This window comes from Pseudomonas donghuensis (assembly GCF_000696345.2).
GTDB classification, from domain to species: domain Bacteria; phylum Pseudomonadota; class Gammaproteobacteria; order Pseudomonadales; family Pseudomonadaceae; genus Aquipseudomonas; species Aquipseudomonas donghuensis.
The window spans coordinates 3,884,721-3,902,545 of record NZ_CP071706.1 but is presented as its reverse complement, the minus strand read 5'-3'; the positions used below and the strand labels follow the sequence as shown (position 1 = coordinate 3,902,545).

Annotated in this window: 19 protein-coding genes; 11 read left to right on the top strand and 8 right to left on the bottom strand. The window is 63.4% G+C overall.

All coding sequences use genetic code 11. The annotated features are described in order from the left end of the window. Window positions 1–9: 9 nt before the first annotated feature. Complete coding sequence (locus BV82_RS18155; RefSeq protein WP_036996370.1) at window positions 10–1,488, bottom strand: methyl-accepting chemotaxis protein; 1,479 nt, start codon at window positions 1,486–1,488, stop codon at window positions 10–12. Window positions 1,489–1,574: 86 nt separating this feature from the next. Further along, a complete protein-coding gene (locus tag BV82_RS18150; RefSeq protein WP_010222557.1) occupies window positions 1,575–2,381 on the bottom strand; it encodes a TatD family hydrolase in 807 nt (268 codons plus the stop codon). A gap of 158 nt (window positions 2,382–2,539) precedes the next feature. Between BV82_RS18150 and BV82_RS18145 the strand changes: the two genes are divergently transcribed. From BV82_RS18145 to BV82_RS18135, 3 genes are all read left to right on the top strand, one after another. Continuing rightward, on the top strand, window positions 2,540–3,964 hold the full coding sequence (locus BV82_RS18145) for an MltF family protein (protein WP_036996369.1): 1,425 nt from the start codon (window positions 2,540–2,542) through the stop codon (window positions 3,962–3,964). Window positions 3,965–4,068: 104 nt separating this feature from the next. Beyond that, window positions 4,069–4,506 (top strand): DoxX family protein, encoded by a 438-nt coding sequence (locus BV82_RS18140; RefSeq protein ID WP_010222555.1) that lies wholly within the window; start codon window positions 4,069–4,071, stop codon window positions 4,504–4,506. Between the two features lie 305 nt (window positions 4,507–4,811). Then, a complete protein-coding gene (locus BV82_RS18135; RefSeq protein WP_010222554.1) occupies window positions 4,812–5,120 on the top strand; it encodes a hypothetical protein in 309 nt (102 codons plus the stop codon). 18 nt (window positions 5,121–5,138) lie between these two features. On the opposite strand, the gene BV82_RS18130 is transcribed toward BV82_RS18135, so the two are convergent. Next, the gene (locus tag BV82_RS18130) at window positions 5,139–6,356 is read right to left on the bottom strand and encodes a DUF3422 domain-containing protein (protein WP_036996368.1); all 1,218 of its coding nucleotides are present in this window, start codon (window positions 6,354–6,356) and stop codon (window positions 5,139–5,141) included. 151 nt (window positions 6,357–6,507) lie between these two features. Here BV82_RS18130 and greB point away from each other — a divergent pair, with 151 nt between their 5' ends. Continuing rightward, complete coding sequence (gene greB, locus BV82_RS18125; protein WP_010222552.1) at window positions 6,508–6,984, top strand: transcription elongation factor GreB; 477 nt, start codon at window positions 6,508–6,510, stop codon at window positions 6,982–6,984. On the opposite strand, the gene BV82_RS18120 is transcribed toward greB, so the two are convergent. Beyond that, complete coding sequence (locus BV82_RS18120; RefSeq protein WP_010222551.1) at window positions 6,985–9,483, bottom strand: ABC transporter permease; 2,499 nt, start codon at window positions 9,481–9,483, stop codon at window positions 6,985–6,987. Further along, window positions 9,483–10,166 carry an ABC transporter ATP-binding protein gene (locus tag BV82_RS18115; RefSeq protein ID WP_010222550.1) on the bottom strand — a complete coding sequence of 228 codons (684 nt, stop codon included), beginning with the start codon at window positions 10,164–10,166 and terminating at the stop codon, window positions 9,483–9,485. The genes BV82_RS18120 and BV82_RS18115 overlap by 1 nt, the downstream gene beginning before the upstream one ends. A 10-nt stretch (window positions 10,167–10,176) precedes the next feature. Between BV82_RS18115 and BV82_RS18110 the strand changes: the two genes are divergently transcribed. The 3 genes from BV82_RS18110 (at window position 10,177) to BV82_RS18100 (ending at window position 12,219) form a co-directional block, all read left to right on the top strand. Then, complete coding sequence (locus tag BV82_RS18110) at window positions 10,177–10,782, top strand: arylesterase (protein WP_010222549.1); 606 nt, start codon at window positions 10,177–10,179, stop codon at window positions 10,780–10,782. A gap of 56 nt (window positions 10,783–10,838) precedes the next feature. Further along, window positions 10,839–11,120 (top strand): hypothetical protein, encoded by a 282-nt coding sequence (locus BV82_RS18105; RefSeq protein WP_010222548.1) that lies wholly within the window; start codon window positions 10,839–10,841, stop codon window positions 11,118–11,120. A gap of 121 nt (window positions 11,121–11,241) precedes the next feature. Next, entirely contained in the window at window positions 11,242–12,219 is a 978-nt protein-coding gene (locus tag BV82_RS18100; protein ID WP_010222547.1) for a L,D-transpeptidase family protein, read from the top strand. A 129-nt stretch (window positions 12,220–12,348) separates the two neighbouring features. On the opposite strand, the gene oprI is transcribed toward BV82_RS18100, so the two are convergent. After that, window positions 12,349–12,600 (bottom strand): outer membrane lipoprotei OprI, encoded by a 252-nt coding sequence (gene oprI, locus BV82_RS18095; RefSeq protein WP_003259780.1) that lies wholly within the window; start codon window positions 12,598–12,600, stop codon window positions 12,349–12,351. Between the two features lie 508 nt (window positions 12,601–13,108). Between oprI and BV82_RS18090 the strand changes: the two genes are divergently transcribed. Next, on the top strand, window positions 13,109–13,393 hold the full coding sequence (locus BV82_RS18090; RefSeq protein WP_010222546.1) for a GNAT family N-acetyltransferase: 285 nt from the start codon (window positions 13,109–13,111) through the stop codon (window positions 13,391–13,393). Between the two features lie 86 nt (window positions 13,394–13,479). Here the strand turns inward: BV82_RS18090 and BV82_RS18085 are convergent, their stop codons facing one another. Then, complete coding sequence (locus BV82_RS18085; RefSeq protein WP_010222545.1) at window positions 13,480–14,556, bottom strand: 3-deoxy-7-phosphoheptulonate synthase; 1,077 nt, start codon at window positions 14,554–14,556, stop codon at window positions 13,480–13,482. Window positions 14,557–14,720: 164 nt separating this feature from the next. After that, on the bottom strand, window positions 14,721–15,173 hold the full coding sequence (locus BV82_RS18080) for a PilZ domain-containing protein (protein WP_010222544.1): 453 nt from the start codon (window positions 15,171–15,173) through the stop codon (window positions 14,721–14,723). A gap of 116 nt (window positions 15,174–15,289) precedes the next feature. On the opposite strand from BV82_RS18080, the gene BV82_RS18075 reads away from it, so the two are divergent. The 3 genes from BV82_RS18075 to BV82_RS18065 all read left to right on the top strand — a co-directional run bounded on the left by BV82_RS18075 (window position 15,290) and on the right by BV82_RS18065 (window position 17,814). Beyond that, entirely contained in the window at window positions 15,290–16,243 is a 954-nt protein-coding gene (locus BV82_RS18075) for a putative 2-dehydropantoate 2-reductase (protein WP_036996367.1), read from the top strand. Between the two features lie 72 nt (window positions 16,244–16,315). Next, window positions 16,316–17,224, top strand: coding sequence for a 5'-nucleotidase (locus tag BV82_RS18070; RefSeq protein ID WP_036996365.1), 909 nt, complete (start codon window positions 16,316–16,318; stop codon window positions 17,222–17,224). A 92-nt stretch (window positions 17,225–17,316) separates the two neighbouring features. Then, a complete protein-coding gene (locus BV82_RS18065) occupies window positions 17,317–17,814 on the top strand; it encodes a universal stress protein (RefSeq protein ID WP_010222541.1) in 498 nt (165 codons plus the stop codon). Window positions 17,815–17,825: the final 11 nt, after the last annotated feature.

Below are 17,825 nucleotides of genomic sequence, written 5' to 3'. Positions count from 1 at the left end.
CTATGACGCCTATAGCTTGAGCTGGCCGATGGCCTTGTTCAACTCGCCGGCCAGGGTCGCCAGTTCGCTGCTGGTGGTGGCCGAGTCAACGGTCTGCTGCACGGTCTCTTCGGTGACGTCGCGGATGCTCACCACCGCCCGGTTCATTTCCTCGGCCACCTGGCTCTGCTGCTCGGCGGCCACGGCAATCTGCGTATTGCTCTCACGCATCTGCGCCACCGCGCTGGTGATCTCCGCCAGGGCGGCGCCGGCTTCCTGGGCCTGTTGCACACAGTCGTCGGCCTTGAACGAGCTTTCCTGCATGAAATCCACGGCGTCGCGGGTACCGGCCTGCAGGGCCGAGACCATGGTGGTGATTTCGTCGGTAGAGGCCTGTACCCGTTTGGCCAGGTTGCGCACCTCGTCGGCGACCACCGCAAAGCCACGGCCCAGATCGCCGGCCCGGGCCGCCTCGATGGCGGCGTTGAGTGCCAGCAGGTTGGTCTGCTCGGCGATGCTGTGAATCACCCCGACCACGCCGTTGATCTTCTGGCTGTCGTCGGCCAGCTGGCGGATCATTTCGGCGGTCTGTTGTACGCCGCTGGACAGCCCGGCAATCGAGGTCTGTACCCGGCTGACCACTTCCTGGCCGCTGCCGGCCAGGGTGTCGGCGCTCTGCGACAGGTCGCGGGTGGCGCCGGCGTGCTGGGCGATGTGATAGACCGTGGCGGTCATTTCGTTGATGGCGGTGGCGGCCTGGTCGGTTTCGCTCTGCTGGCCGAGCATGCCGTGACGCACGTCGTTCATGCTCGCGGCCAGGCGCGCGGCGCCGGAATCCAGTTGCGCGGCGGTGCGCGCCACGGTGTTGACCACCCGGTGGTAGGTGGTCTGCATGGCATTGAAGGCGCTGGCCATCTGTCCGACTTCATCACCACAGGCCAGGGGCACGCGGGCTGACAGGTCGCCGGTTTTTTCCACGTGCAGCATCACGTCCTTGAGGGTGTTGAGCTGGCTGAGCAGGAAGCGGATCAGCAGTTGCGAGGCGCAGAGCATCGCCAACATCAGAATCAGTACGCACACGGCGTAATTGGTGAAGCGGTCGGTGAATACCTGGATCAGGCTGGGGGAGGGCGCGAGCACGGCGATCTGCTGATCGCCGTGGCTGATGACCTGGGCACCGGCCAGCGGATTGTCACCCAGCAACGGCATGCCTTCGAGCTCGACCCAGCCTTGGGCCGAGGCCAGCGCATCGAGGCTGTGCCCTTCGAACTGCGGCGCCTGGCCGGTGGTGTACGTCAGCCACAGCGCGTTGCTCGGCAGGGGTTGCCCGGCTGGCCAGGCCGCCAGTAGCTGCGCCTGGGCCTGGGCTTTGCTTTGTGCACTCTGGGCCCGGGCCTGCTGTTCAAGGTGCACGGCATACAGCACCAGAAACAGCGTGGTGACAAAGGCAACCGCATTCACGGCCCAGAACTTGTACTTCAGGGAGATATTGCTAAGCCAGGCACCCATGGTAGGTCTTCTCTGATTGAGCGGAAACATTGTTGGCAAGGTGCCATCATTGTGCCCAGTCGATCATCAAGACGTTTTGATATGCGTCAAATAATCGCGGGCAGGTTAAAGAAGGCGCGGGCAGTGGCGGTGCTGTGGGCTGCCAGCTGCTCGGCGCTTTCGCCACGGTGCAGGGCCACTTCCCGCAGCACTTCGGTCAGGAACGCCGGTTCGTTGCGCCCGCTTTTCGGCTTGGGCCGCAGGCTGCGTGGCAGCAGGTAGGGCGCGTCGCTTTCGAGCATCAGCCGGCCCTGGGGGATGCTGCTGACCAGCGGGTGCAGGTGGGTGCCGCGCCGCTCGTCGCAGATCCAGCCGGTGATGCCGATGTGCAGGTCCAGGTCGAGGTAGCCGAACAGTGCCGCACGCTCGCCGGTAAAGCAGTGCACCACCGCCGCTGGCAGGCGGTCACGAAAATCCTTGAGGATCGCCAGCAGGCGTTCGCTGGCGTCACGTTCGTGAAGAAACACCGGCATCTGCAGTTCCACCGCCAGGGCCAGCTGTTCTTCCAGGGCTTTTTCCTGTTGCGGGCGCGGCGAGAAATCGCGGTTGAAATCCAGCCCGCATTCACCCACGGCCTGCACCCGCGGCTGCTCAAGCAAGGCGCGCAGCTGGCGGTTGCTGTCGGTGCTCCAACTGCTGGCGTCATGGGGGTGAACCCCGGCGGTGCTGAACAGGCGCTGGGCGCCTTCATCCAACTGCTGGCACAGCTCAAGGGCCTGTTCGCTGCCCGCAAGGCTGGTGCCGGTGACCATCATCTGCACCACCCCGGCGGCCTCGGCGCGTTCGAGAATTGCCGGGTGTTTGTCGGCAAAACTTGGGTTGGTCAGATTGACGCCGATGTCGATGAGTTGCATGGTGCTACCTCAGGCCGGGGGCCGGCCAGCATAACAAAGCTCGACGAAAATCGATAAAGCCAAGAACTTCAACGAGTTGTCGTGGTCTTTTGCGGTCAACTGTCATGGAACGACTGCAAACTATGGCGCCAACCCCACACGCGCGGACCTCGCAACGGATGACCCGAGCGCTGTTTTTGTTGATCGTGCTGAGCTTCTCGCTGCTGACGGCAGGGCCGGCCAGCGCGCGTCTGGCCGGCCCGCAACAGGCGGTGCCCAAGACCCCGGTGCGCGACCTGGCGCAGATTCGCAGCAGCCGGGTGCTGAAAGTGCTGGTCAACCAGAGCCGCAACAGCTCCGGCGAAGTCAAGGGCGAACCGGTGGGCGTCGAGCACCACCGCCTGCGTGCTTTTGAGCACTACCTCAACGCCCGCGCCCGCGATGGCGAGGAAATCCGCCTGAAGATCATCCCCCGCGCCAAGGAACAGCTGCTGGCCGCCTTGCAGCGCGGCGAAGCCGACCTGGTGGCACCGGGCGAACTGGTCGATCCAACCTCCACCCGCGGCCTCAGTGCCAGTGATCCGGTGGTCGACAAGGTGCCCCTGGTGCTGGTCGGGCGCAAGGGCGAGCGCAGTTTCCAGCGCGTCGAGCAACTGTCCGGGCGCACCTTGGCACTGACCAGCTCAAGTGCCGCCGGCGACACCCTGCATGAGATCAACCAGAAGCTGGCCCTGCGTAAGCTGGCGCCGATCAAGGTCGAGTGGGTCGACCCGACGCTGGCGGTCGAAGATGTGCTGGAGATGGTCCAGGCCGGGATTTTTCACCTGACCGTGGTCGAGCAGCCGATTGCCGAACGCTGGGCCAAGGTCATGCCCAAGCTGCGGGTCGAGCGCAAACTGCATGTGGCCAGCCCCGAGGCCATGCGCTGGTACGTGCGCCGTGACGCGGTAATGCTGCACGCCAGCGTCGATCGCTTTCTTCAGGGCTACAAGGCGCCGGCCAATCAGGATGCAGCGTTTGAGCGGATCTACCGGCGTCTGTACCGGGTCCACAATCCCCTGGCACGCACTGATCGCAAGCGCCTGGAGGCATTGCGTCCGGTGCTGCAGCGCCACGCCCGCGAACAGAAGATCGACTGGTTGAACCTGGCTGCGGTGGCCTTCAAGGAGTCCTCCCTTGACCCGACTGCCCGCGGGGCAGGGGGCGCCCACGGGCTGATGCAGATCACTCCCAGCGCCGCTCAGCGGGTGGGGGTGAGCAATATTGCCAATGTCGATGGCAATGTTCAGGCCAGCGCCCGCTACATGGCGCTGATCCGGCGCAAGTTCTTTTCCAGCAACCAGCTTAACGAGCGTGAACGCATGGCGTTCACCCTGGCGGCCTATAACCTGGGCCCGGAGCGGGTTCAGGCGATGCGTGCCGAAGCGCGGCGGCGTGGGCTCAATGGCAACCAGTGGTTCTTCCAGACCGAGCGCATCGCCATGGAACAGGTGGGCATGGGGCCGGTGAGCTATGTGAACAGCGTCAACAAGTACTTCCTGGCCTTCGACCGTGAGCGCGCATCCCTGGAGCCGAAAGGGGGTAAAGGTGTGGGGCAAAAATAATCGAATAATTCGATTTTAATGTCGTAAATTTTGCGATTTTACTATTGGTTGATTCGATTAATATGGCGCCCAACACCACACATCACACCCCTTAAGGAACACTCATGAACAACAACATCCTCAACGCCGTAGTTGCCAGCCGTGCCAGCTGGGGCCTGAGCATCATCCGTATTCTGGTCGGTATCATCTTCATGGCCCATGGCGCGCAGAAGCTCTTCGGCCTGTTTGGCGGCGGCGGCCTGGCGGGGACCGCGCAGTTCATGGAAAGCCTCGGCCTGGCGCCTGGCCTGCTGATGGCGCTGCTGTCCGGCGGTGCCGAGTTCTTCGGCGGCCTGGCCCTGGTGATCGGCTTGCTGGTACGGCCAGCGGCACTGGCGCTGACCGTGACGCTGATCGTGGCGATCTTCTCGGTGCATATCGGCAATGGGTTGTTCATGGCCAACAATGGCTATGAGTTTGCCCTGGCGTTGATGGCGGGGACGCTGGCGGTGCTGGTTGAGGGGGCGGGGAAACTGTCGTTGGATCGATTGATTGTGCGCTGATCCGGATGGGGCGGTGATGCCGCCTGACTCGACTTGCCCCGCGATGCGATCTGGCAGACAGAACGCTATCGCGGGGCAACCCCGCTCCTACCGTTTGATGTCGGATTTCCGGGGCTTTTTAGTCGCCAGGCCGTTGACATTCCACCCGCGGCTTCTCTAGGATGCTGACTTGCGCCGATTTAAACAGCTACTTGCGGGGCGCAGGGTTACCTCTTCGGAGGTTTCACCAAATACCGCTAAAACGCTGGTTCGGTGACGCCTCCCACCGCAGCCCAGCGGGTTTTGCGAGGCGGAGATCTAACCCCATGAGTTGTCCACGTTCCAGCGTTTGCCTGACCCCGTTGCCCGCCAGCCAGGGCACGCGCACGCCGCGTATTCTTCTGGGCGGCAGCCATCAGCCAACCCTTCTGCGTTACCTCGACGGCTGGCCGCGTCGCAACAGCCGCAACTCCGCCTTCCTGATCCAGTTCGCCGATAGCCGCGACTCCCTTGGCCAGTTCGCCAACGACCGTTTCGACCTCGCCGTGATCCAGTCGCCCAGCGCCGACGACGCTGCCGAAGTCATCGGCCACCTGACCCGCGTCGCCCGCCAGGGGTTGATCACCCGGGCTTGAAGCGCCCGGGCCGGTACGTCAATGCGCCTTGGCTTTCCTGATCCGTAGCAGGATCACCAGCATGATCAGCATCACCACCGGCGCCATGCCCAACAACGCCTCGCGTGCGCTGATCTGCGCGCCCAGGGTATGCAGGCCGGCATAGAAGAGCTTGAACAGGCTCAGCAGGTAGTAGCTGATGGCGATGATCGAAAGCCCTTCGACCGCCCGCTGGATCTTGATCTGAGTGTCGGCGCGGGCGTTGAGGCTGCGCAAGATCTCGGCGTTCTGTTCCTCCATCTCGACCTGCACCCGTGCCTGCAGCAGGTCGCCAAGGTTGGCCACGCTCTCGGCCAGGTGCTCAAGGCGTTGTTCGGTGACCGCGCAGTAACGCACGGTGGGCTTGAACCGCCGCTCGATGAACACCCCCAGGCGCTGGCAATCACCGACATGGCTTTCACGCAGTTCGCCCAGGCGCTCGAATACCAGTTGCGCATAGGCCTGGGTGGCGCTGAAGCGATGGCGGTGCTTGACCGTGCTGCCGACCACCTGGCGCGACAGTTGGGCGATATCGGCCAGCAGCGCCTTGGCATTGCCGCCGTCACTGCTGACGTTGCGTTCCGACAGGCTGACCAGCTTGCGGTCATAGGCGTCAAGTTGCGGGCTCAGGGCCTTGGCAACGGTCAACGACAATGAGGCCATCATCCGGTAGGTCTCGATCTCCAGCAGGCGGCGGATCATTCGCCCCTGACGGTAGGCATTGAGCCGGCGGTTGATGAACAGGAAGCGGTTGGTGCCATCTGCAGTCAGGCGAAAATCGCTCCACACCACGGCATCGCCGCCGCCCACGCAGGAGCCGCAAGGGTCCTTGAACGCGTAGCGGCTCAGGTCCAGATCCTGTTCGTCGCGCACCAGTACCTGCACCGCGTTGATCATCTGCTCGCGGTAAGGCTCGACACCTGCGGCCAGGGCCGGCGGCAGGGTGGTCCAGTTCAGCTCGCGGCTGGCGGCGGGTACCACCATCGTCAGGGTGAAGAACTCGGCATGGCGTTCCCATTTGAACGGATGGCCGTCCAGCTGGGTGATGCCCTGCGCGGCGTCCGGCTCGAACGCATCCGCGCAGCAGCGCTGCAGCAGAGCGTTGCAATCGGCATCGGTGCCGAGAAACGCCAGGTGGAAAACATGCGCCGGCTCATCGAAGTACAGCGACGGGCGGGCGTGCAACTCGTTGTGCAAGGCGGTGCGTTGGGCGTGCATGCGGGTCAGACCGTATTGTTGTGGTTGTCTGCGGATTCCCTTTGGGACTGGAGCCGCCAGGCACAAGTCACGTGCAGTTGCGCCGCGCGTCGGCAGGGTTGATGATCAGGCCCTGCAAGCCACTAAGTCAGCCTGTAAGCGAGAATTTTTGTTGAGTACGCAAATCATCACGAAGGAAGGTCACGAAGCGCTCAAGCAGGAGCTGGACCATCTGTGGCGGGTAAAGCGTCCCGATATCACCCAGAAAGTCACCTGGGCGGCGTCTTTGGGCGATCGTAGCGAAAACGCCGATTACCAGTACAACAAGAAACTGCTGCGTGAGATCGACCGCCGCGTGCGCTACCTGCGCAAGCGTCTGGAAGACATGCGCGTGGTCGAGTACTCGCCGGAGCAGGAAGGCCGGGTGTTCTTCGGCGCCTGGGTCGAGATCGAGAACGAGGAGGGCGAGACCAAGCGTTTTCGCATCGTCGGTTACGACGAGATCTACGGGCGCATGGACTACATCTCGATCGACTCGCCCATGGCCCGCGCCTTGCTGAAAAAAGAGGTCGGCGATGAAGTCATCGTCCAGACCCCTTCCGGCGAGATGTGCTGGTGGGTCAACGCCATCGACTACGTCAAACCCTGATCAGCCCTCGCGCAGCACCGCCAGCGGGCTGGCATTGAGCGCCCGGCGCGTACCGTAGACCCCGGCGCCGCCGACCAGCAGGGCGCCGATGACCGGCAGCAACAGCAGCCACGGGTGCGGGCTCCAGTGCAGGTCGAAGGCATAGCGGTACAGCACCAGGGTGATCAGCTCGCAGCCGATTGCCGCCAGCAGGCCGCTGGCCGCCCCGAGCAAGCCGAACTCGATGCGCCGGGCCTTGACCAGCAAGCCGCGCCCGGCGCCCAGGGCACGCAGCAGGGCGCCCTGGCGGATGCGTTCATCAAGGGTCGCCTGCAAGCCGGCGAACAGCACTGCCAGGCCCGCCGCCAGCACGAACAACAGCACGTACTCCACCGCCAGGGTGACCTGGGCGAGGATGCTGCGCAGCTGTTCGAGCAGGGCGTCGACCTGGAGGATGGTCACCGCCGGAAACGCCCGCGACAGCGCCACCACCTGCGGGTCATGGCCGGGTGCCAGGTAGAAGCTGGTCAGGTAGGTGGTCGGCAGGTCCTGCAGGGTTTCAGGCTGGAAGATCATGTAGAAGTTGGGCTGGAAGCTGTCCCAGTTGACTGTGCGCAGGCTGCTGACCTGTACCTGGCGTTGCAGGCCGCCAATGGTGAAGGTCAGTTGGTCGCCCAGCTTGAGCTTGAGGCTCAGGGCCAGTTCGGCTTCCACCGAAACACCGGGCAAGGCCTCGGCGGCAGGTTTGGCTTGCCACCACTGGCCGGCGATCAGGCTGTTGCCCTGGGGCAGGTCGGCGGCCCAGGTCAGGCTCAGGTCGCGCTGCACGGCGCGGTCGCCGGTGGTTTCCTTGCTGACGATCTGTTGCACCGGCTCGCCGTTGATTGCCGTCAGGCGTCCGGGAATCACCGGGTACAACGGTGCGGCTTGGGCAGAGAACTCGGTCAGGCGCTGGGCAAAGCTGTTCTTGTCGTCGGGCAGGATGTTCAGGGCGAAATAGTTCGGCGCGTCCTTGGGCAACTGGTTCTGCCAGGTGTCGAGCAGTTCGGCGCGCAACAGGGCAATCAGGGCCATGGCCAGCAGGATCAGGCCGAAGGCCAGGGATTGCCCGGCAGCCGCCAGCGGGTGGCGCAGCAACTGGCCAAGGCCCAGGCGCCAGGCCAGCGGGCTATCGGCGAGCAGGCGCCGCAGGCTGCGCAGGCCGAGCAACAGCAGCCCGCCGAGCAGCAAGGCGGCGACCAGGCCGCCGCCGAGCAGGGCGAAGGTCAGCAGCAGGTCGAGGCTCAGCCGCCACATGATCAGCCCCAGGGCAAACAGCGCGGCGCCATACACCAGCCAGCTACTGGCCGGCACCGGCAACAGGTCGCGGCGCAGGACCCGCAACGGCGGCACCCGGCCAAGGGCCGCCAGCGGCGGCAGGGCGAAACCGGCCAGGGCCACCAGGCCAGTGGCAATCCCGGCCAGGGCCGGGGCAATGCCACCGGGCGGAACCTGTGCCGGCATCAACCCTTGCAGCAACTCGAACAAGCCCAACTGGGCCAGCCAGCCGAGCGCTGCGCCACACAGTGCGGCGATGCTGCCCAGAATCGCCAGTTGCAGGCAGAACAGGCTCAACGCCTGGCGACGCGACAGGCCCAGGCAACGCAGCAGGGCGCTGGCATCGAACCGACGGGTAGCGAAGCGGCTGGCCGACAGCGCCACGGCAACACCGGCGAGCAGCACCGCCACCAGGCTGGCCATGTTCAGGTAGCGCTCGGCCTTGCCCAGGGCGCCGCCGATCTGCTGGTTGCCGTCGCGCGAGTCCTGCAGGCGTTGGTTGGCGGCGAGGCTTTTGCTCACCGCGTCACGATAACTGGCCAGCGCGTCGGGCTCGCCACGCCAGAGTTCGCGATAACTGACCCGGCTACCCGGTTGCACCACCCCGGTGGCCTCAAGGTCGGCGAGGTTGATCAGCACTCGCGGGGTCAAGCTGTAGAAGTTGCCGGCGCGGTCGGGCTCGTAGGTCAGCACCCGGCTCATGCGCAGGGTTTTCATGCCCACATCGATACTGTCGCCGATCTTCAGGTCCAGCGCCGCCAGCAGTCGCGGTTCGACCCAGGCCTCGCCTGGCGCCGGGCCGCCGCCAGCGGTTTCGGCGCCATAGGGCTCGGCGGCGCTGCGCAGCGCACCGCGTAGCGGGTAGGTAGCGTTGGCCGCCTTGATGCTCGACAACTGAATACCGTTGTCGGTGGCGATCACGCTGGAAAACTCGACCACCCGGGCGTGTTGCAAGCCCAGCGCGGTGCCGCGGTTGACCTGCTCGGGCGCGGCTGGCGAGCTGCCTTGCAGCACCAGGTCGGCGCCGAGGAATTCGGTGGCGCGCAGCAACATGGCGCCGTTGAGGCGGGCGCCGAAATAACCGATGGCGGTACTGGCCGCCACCGCCACCAACAGGGCGAAGAACAGCACGCGCAACTCACCGGCGCGGGCGTCGCGCAGCAACTGGCGCAGGGCCAGGGGGAACAACGGCAAGCGCTTCATCAAGGCTCCAGCGGCGCGACCAGGTGGCCGGCGTCCAGGCGGATCAGACGACGGCAGCGCTGGGCCAGGCGTTCGTCATGGGTGACCAGCACCAGGGTGGTGCCGCGTTCCTTGTTCAGGTCGAACAGCAGGTCGCTGATACGCTCGCCGGTATGGCTGTCGAGGTTGCCGGTGGGCTCGTCGGCAAACAGCACCGCGGGCTCGGCGGCAAAGGCGCGGGCGATGGCCACCCGTTGCTGTTCGCCACCGGAAAGCTGGCGTGGCGAGTGGCTCAGGCGCTGGCCCAGGCCGACCCGCTCAAGCAGGCTGCGGGCGTGCTCGCGGGCATCGCGGCGACCGTCCAGCTCCAGTGGCAGCATGACGTTTTCCAGCGCGTTGAGGCTGTCGAGCAATTGGAACGACTGGAACACAAAGCCGACGTGCTCGGCCCGCACTCGGGCGCGCTGGTCTTCATCCAGCGGGCCGAGGTCATGGCCCGCTAGCGTCACGGAGCCGGCACTGGGCAGGTCGAGGCCGGCGAGCAGGCCGAGCAGGGTCGATTTGCCCGAGCCCGAGGCGCCGACGATCGCCAGGCTGTCGCCCTGTTTCAATTCCAGCGAGAGTTCGTGCAGGATGGTCAGGTCGCCTTCCGCGCTGGGGACCACTTTGCTAAGGTTGCGCGCACTGAGAATGCTGGGGCCCATGGAGAATCCGATGCGAGTATGGTTATTGAGTGCTGGCCTGGCCTTGATGTGCATGGCCCAGGGCGCAGCAGCGGGGACCGTGCTGATTGTCGGCGATAGTATCAGTGCCGCTTTCGGCCTGGATACCCGCGAGGGCTGGGTTGCCTTGCTGGAGCAACGCCTTAAGCGCGAGGGTTTCGACGCCAAGGTGGTCAATGCCTCGATCAGCGGCGACACCAGTGCCGGAGGCCAGGCGCGGCTGCCGGCGCTGCTTGCAGAGCACAAGCCGGAGCTGGTGGTGCTTGAATTGGGCGGCAACGATGGCCTGCGCGGGCAGCTGCCAACGCAATTGCAACAAAATCTTGCCTCGATGATCGACAAATCGCGGGCTGCCGGCGCCAAGGTGCTGTTGCTGGGCATGCGCCTGCCGCCCAACTACGGCAAGCGTTACAACGAGGCCTTCGCCAAGGTGTATGAAAACCTGGCGACGGAAAAACAGGTGCCGCTGGTGCCGTTTTTTCTCGAAGGGGTGGGCGGTGTGCCCGAGCTGATGCAGGCCGATGGCATTCATCCGGGGCAGGGCGCCCAGGCCAGGTTGCTGGAAAATGCCTGGCCGCAACTAAAACCGCTGCTTTGACGCTTTTATAGTGACCGGCTTTCGGCTAATGTTGCGCCCCCGATTTGGAGCCCCCGATGCCGCGTCCCGCCTGGTCCCTGTATGCCTATCAATTGATCGAGCCTGACGAACAGCTTGACCTGTTCGCCTGCCAGGAGATCCGCGTCCACCTGGTAGCCCGCCAGCTTGAGCTCGGTGGCTCGGCCGACCGTACCCTGTGCGGCACCCTGTTGCCGGCGCAACCGCGCTGGTCGCAGGCCGAGCGCAGCATTTACCGTGACCGCCGCCTGTGCTCGCTGTGCCGGGCGATTCTCGATGCCCAGCGCCGTGGCACACGGCCGGTATGGCCCGAGCTGTAACCTGCTGATATAACCTTTCATCCCCTGTACGGCCAACCGCTGCCGGGACATCTCCCGATTATGCAGGGGGCGGTGTACAATCGATTGCTTGACTCAATTGAATTAGCGAAGGATTTCCCGGATGTTGCCGCGCTTTCCCGCCGTCACCCGTTGCCTGTCCCTGGCCGCCCTGCTGGCGGCAGGTCCCGCTGCTGCGCTGGAGTTCCCCCTGCCGCCTCCCGGTGAAGACGTCATCGGCCAGGTCCAGGTGATCAAGGCCAAGTACGAAGACACCTTTGCCGACATCGGTACGGCCAACGACCTTGGCTATCTGGAAATGATCGCCGCCAACCCCGGCGTCGACCCATGGCTGCCGGGCGCCGGCACCGAGATCATCCTGCCGACCCGCTTCATCCTGCCGCCGGGCCCGCGTGAAGGCATCGTCATCAACCTGGCCGAGTACCGCATGTACTACTACCCGAAAGGGCAGAACGTGGTGCACACCTACCCGCTGGGTATCGGTCGTGAAGGCTGGGGCTCGCCGATCGCCAACACCAGGGTCACGGCCAAGACCCCGAACCCGACCTGGACGCCACCGGCCTCGATCCGCAAGGAACACGCCGAAGACGGTGACATCCTCCCGGCCGTGGTGCCGGCAGGCCCGGACAACCCGCTGGGGCCGTTCAAGTTCACCCTTGGCGTGCCGGGCTACCTGATCCACGGTTCGAACAAGAAGTTCGGCATCGGCATGCGCACCAGCCACGGTTGCTTCCGCATGTTCAACAACAACGTGCTTGAGCTGGCCAAGATGGCCCCGGTCGGTGTGCCGGTACGCATCATCAACGAGCCCTACAAGTTCGGCCTCAGTGCCGGCAAGGTCTACCTCGAGGCGCACACGCCGCTGGACGACAAGGGCGACCCGTCGGTGGTCGACAAGCACACGTCAGTCATCAATGCCCTGCTCAAGCGTGAAGACCTGGCCAACAACCTGCGCATGAACTGGGATATGGTGCGTGATGTGATCGCAGCCGAAGACGGCATGCCGGTGGAAATTGCCGTACCCAATGGTGCCGGCGGCCAGGCGCCGATGGTTTCCAGCGTGCCTTACGACATGCAGTAAGCCCTGCCTGCTTTATCCGAGGCCTGCCATCGTGCAGGCCTCGTCGTTTCTGGCGTTGCACTTTTCTGGCAGCAATAAAAAAGCCGACCCACAAGTGGGTCGGCTTCCAATAACAATCCCGAAGGACTATTACTTGCGGCTGGCTTTGTCCAGCATACGCAGAGCGCGCTCGTTAGCTTCGTCAGCGGTCTGTTGTGCTTTTTGAGCAGCAGCCAGAGCGTCGTCAGCTTTGCGATAGGCTTCATCGGCACGAGCTTGTGCACGAGCAGCTGCGTCTTCGGTAGCGGTCAGACGAGCTTCGGTTTCTTTGGATACGCTGCTGCAACCGGTAGCCAGAACTGCGGCCAGAGCCAGAGCAGAAAATTTCAGAACGTTGTTCATCGTGTTCCCCTTCAAGGACTTTCTATTAAATAGCCATCTCTCAAGAAAGAGAAACTGGCCGGCGTACATAGTACCCATTACTTGTAGTAAGTAAACTGACAGAGCGCAAGAACTGCAAAAAAATGCGCCTGTCCCGGGTCCGCCACAGCCTAATGTAGAAAAACTGTGAAGGCGCCGCCCGCGCGGGTGCTTGCAAGTGTAGCAAGTGCGTATTTTGTTGAACTAAAAGTGACTTAAAGTGTCATCCTTCGTCATAGCACTACAACATCCGGCAACTGTTCAGGCCGATGCTCGCCGCCGTGTCCGCTTGCCACAAGTGGGTGAAATTTGCGACCAGCCACCTTGAGCATCTGGGCGTGGGGCGCCTACTATTTGTACGTGCTCATTTGCCAGAGAACAGCCATGCTCTTCTCGCTGTCCAATGGGGCACGGGGTGGCGTAGAGGTTCCTTCGCCGGAAAAACATCGGTAAGGTAGGGGTCAGAGCACAAGACCCGCGAGGAGTAGTGATGAGCGAGGCGTTGTCCATCCACCATGACCAGGCTGGTCATCAATTCGAGACCAATGTGGACGGTCATCGTGCTTACCTGACCTACATGGACCTGGGTAAGCAAACCCTGGATATCTATCGCACGTTCGTACCGAACGCGTTGCGTGGCCGGGGTATCGCTGCGGCACTCACTGAACAGGCGCTCAAGTACGCCGAAGACATGGGTTATACCGTGATCCCGTCGTGCTCCTATGTCGAGCGTTACATGGAGCGTCAGCAAAAACACGCCACCAACAAGGCCTGAGGATCGCGAAGGGCAGCCATCAGCGCTGCTGTTCAACGCACCAATAAAAACGCCGGGCAATTGCCCGGCGTTTTTGTATCTGCCTGTCAGCCGCGCTGGCGTTTGGGCAGCACGTCCTTGAGCTTGGCGTGCATGCTGCGCAAGGTCTTCTCGGTCGACTCCCAGTCGATGCAGGCGTCGGTGATGGATACACCGTACTGCAGGTCGTTGAGGTCTTTCGGGATCGCCTGGCAGCCCCAGTTCAGGTGGCTCTCGACCATCAGGCCGATGATCGACTGGTTGCCTTCGAGGATCTGGTTGGCGACGTTCTCCATCACCAGCGGCTGCAGGGCCGGGTCCTTGTTGGAGTTGGCGTGGCTGCAGTCGACCATGATGTTCGGCTTGATCTTGGCCTTGGCCAGGGCCTGTTCGCACAGGGCGACGCTGACCGAGTCATAGTTGGGCTTGCCGTTGCCACCACGCAGTACCACGTGACCGTAGGCGTTGCCCTTGGTGGTGACGATGGACACGCCGCCTTCCTGGTTGATGCCGAGGAAGCGATGCGGGCTGGAAACCGACTGCAGGGCATTGATGGCAACGGTCAGGCCGCCGTCGGTACCGTTTTTGAAACCGACCGCCGAGGACAGGCCCGAGGCCATTTCGCGGTGGGTCTGGGATTCGGTGGTGCGCGCGCCGATGGCCGACCAGCTGATCAGGTCCTGCAGGTACTGCGGGGAGATCGGGTCAAGGGCTTCGGTGGCGGTCGGCAGGCCCATTTCCGCCAGGTCCAGCAGCAGTTGGCGACCGATGTGCAGGCCATCCTGGATCTTGAACGAGTCGTCCAGGTACGGGTCGTTGATCAGGCCTTTCCAGCCGACCGTGGTCCGCGGCTTTTCGAAATACACGCGCATGACCAGGTACAGGGTGTCGGACACCTCTGCCGCCAGCACCTTGAGGCGCTCGGCGTATTCGTGGGCAGCCTTGATGTCGTGGATCGAGCAGGGGCCGATCACCACGAACAGGCGGTGGTCCTTGCCGTCGAGGATATTGCGTACCACTTCGCGACCGGCAGTCACGGTCTGCAGGGCGGTAGCGCTGAGGGGGATTTCCTTCTTGAGCTGATCGGGGGTGATCAAGGTCTCGTTGGAGGCAACGTTAAGGTCATCGATCGGTAAATCAGCCATCGTGTTACTCGTCAGGTCACGGGTGCCGGCCGCCAGCGATCCCCGTGCGGCGGAGCAGCGAAAATTGTACGCAGCGGGGAGCCGAACCTTAGCGCGTTACACCGTGGCTCGACAATGGGCAAGGGCGGCTTTCCTGCAAGGAAAAGCCCACAGACACGGGGTTTTTAGCCCGGAAGGAGGATTTCCCGGGTATGGCTTGCCTCAAGGCTGGCTTCGGAGAACTCGCCGGCGTGCAGGCTGACCCATTGCTGGGCGAGGGTTTCAAGGTCCGCGTCCGGGCTTTCGGCTTGGGTTTGCGCCTGGCAGAAGTGCTGGATCTGGCACACCTGTTCGCCCATGCGCGCGCCAAACAATGCTTGTTCATCGACGAAGGCAATGCCCACCCGATAGCCGTCCTGTTGCTTCTGGCACCAGGCGACATAACCGGGATAGCGTGCCTCGGCGCCGAGCGAGGGGATCAGCATTTCCACCGCCATGCCGCGTCGATAGGCCCGTGGATGGTTGCAGGCGATTCCGCCCAGGCTGATAGTGTGCAGACGTTGGCGAAACAGTTTGGGCGACTGACGCAGGGTCAGTACGACCGGAACGTCGTCCGGGTGCAGCAGAAACCCACGCATGCTCGACTCCGTGTCGATTTTTTGACCTTGTTCGCTTGAGTATAGTGAAGGTTCGCAAGACGTATGATTTGCGTGTAAAAAATGTGAACAGAAAATGAACGGTTGAGGAGAGCAGGATGAGCACGAGCAACCCGCGTATCGGCGTGATCGGAACCGGCGCCATTGGCGGCTTCTATGGCCTGATGCTGGCGCGTGCCGGGCTCGAGGTGCATTTTCTCCTGCGTAGCGAGTTCGAAGCCGTTCAGCAGCACGGGTTGCAGCTCGACAGCGCGGTTCACGGCGTTATAAAGATGCCGGTCTTGGCCTATGCCGAAGCCGCTGACATGCCGCCCTGCGACTGGTTGCTGGTGGGCGCCAAGACCACCAGCAACGCCGAGCTTGCGCCATTGATCGCTCAGGTCGCGGCGCCTGATGCCAAGGTGGTGCTGCTGCAAAACGGCCTGGGTGTCGAAGAGCAGTTGCGCCCGTTGCTGCCCGCCGACCTGCACCTGCTCGGTGGCTTGTGCTTTATCTGCGTCAACCGCGAAGCCCCGGGGGTGATCCGGCACCAGTCGTTGGGTGCGGTGAACCTTGGCTATCACAGTGGTCCGGCGGCGGATGAAGACAGCCGGCAGTCCATTGTCGAGGCCGGGGCGACGTTGTTCCATGCAGCCGGCATCGACTCCCAGGCGATGACCAACCTGGCCCAGGCCCGCTGGCAGAAGCTGGTGTGGAATGTGCCCTACAATGGTTTGTCAGTGCTGCTCAAGGCCAGCACCACGCCGCTGATGGCCGACGCCGACAGCCGCGCCTTGATCCAGGCGTTGATGGCCGAAGTGGTGCAGGGCGCGCGTGCGTGTGGCCATGAGCTGCCGCAAGGCTATGCCGAGCACCTGTTCGCGGTAACCGAGAAGATGCCTGATTACTGGCCGAGCATGTACCACGACTTTACCCAGCAGCGGCCGTTGGAACTGGCGGCCATTTATGCCGAGCCGTTGGCCCAGGCCAGGGCGGCGGGGTGTGAATTGCCGAAGATGCAGGTGCTGTATCAGGCCCTGGCCTTTATTGATCGGCATAACTTGCAGGATTGATGAGCGTCGGGGCTGCTGCGCAGCCAATCGCTGGCAAGCCAGCTCCCACAGGGTATGTAGGAGATACAGCACATGAGCAAGAATCTCGGCGACAAACTGGTCGTCGCCATCTCCTCCCGAGCGCTGTTCGACCTCAGCGAGAGCCACCGCCTGTACCTGGCCCAGGGCGTTGAAGTCTACCGCCAGTACCAGATCGAACACGAAGACCAGGTGCTCGAACCCGGCGACGCCTTCCCGCTGGTGGAAAAACTCCTGGGCCTGAATGCCAGCCTCGGCCAGCCCCGGGTCGAGGTGGTGCTGGTGTCGCGCAACAGCGCCGACACAGGCTTGCGGGTCTTCAATTCGATTGAGCACCATGGCCTGGGCATTTACCGTGCTGCCTTTGTTGGCGGCCGTAGTCCTTATCCTTATCTGGCGGCGTTTGGCTGCCATCTGTTCCTGTCCACCGATGCCGATGATGTACGCAGCGCCCTGGAGGCCGGCTTCGCCGCTGCCACCATTCTCTCCGGTGGTGCCCGCCGCGCCGCTAGTGACGAACTGCGCATCGCTTTTGACGGCGACGCGGTGCTGTTTTCCGATGAGTCCGAGCGTGTCTATCAGCTGGGTGGCCTTGAAGCCTTTCAGGCCAGCGAGCGCCAGTCGGCCCGCGAGCCGTTGCGCGGTGGGCCGTTCAAGCCATTTTTGGCGGCACTCAACGTGCTGCAGAAGGAGTTCCCCGAAGGCGCCTGCCCGATTCGCACGGCGCTGGTCACGGCCCGTTCGGCACCGGCCCATGAGCGCGTGATCCGTACGCTGCGCGAGTGGGATATTCGTCTGGACGAGTCGTTGTTCCTCGGTGGCCTGGACAAATCGGCGTTCCTCGAAGCCTTTGCCGCCGATGTGTTTTTCGACGACCAGGCAGGCCATTGCGAGCGTGCGCGCAGTGTCGTCGCCACTGGCCATGTGCCTCATGGGATCAGCAACGAACCCACCCTGGGCTAGTGGACAAACCTCGGCGCCGGACGGCCCTGCGACGGTTCTTGGCGCTGCTAAGCTGAAGCTTGCTCTGCCGTCATGGCAGTCGAGGAGGTCGAATGATCCATTCCATGCTGTATGCCACTGACCTCGGTGTGTACGCGCCTTTTGTCATGCAACACGCGCTGGCGCTGGCGCGGACCTTCAACGCAGAGCTCTACGTCATTCATGCGGTCGAGCCCATGGGCCAGTTCGCCGAATCGCTGCTGCAAAGCTACCTGGACGAGCAGACCCTCGATGAACTGCACAGCGAAGGCGTCACCACGGTGATGGCCAATATCGAGCAGCGGGTTCTGGAAAACTTTCGTGACGAATTGGGCGAGGAGGCCGACCTGGCCCTGATCAAGGCTGTGCGCGTGCGCCAGGGCGATCCGGCGCAGGTGATTCTCGAGCAGGCCCAGCGCCTGAGTGTCGACTTGCTGATCTTCGGTAGCCATAGCCAGGGCGCTGGCGTTGATATCCCGATCGGACGCACCGCCGTGCGCTTGCTGCAGCTGTCGCCAGTGCCGGTGTATATGGTGCCGCTCGCGCAACACCTTGGGCGTAGGAAGTCGTAACTGCGTGGCGC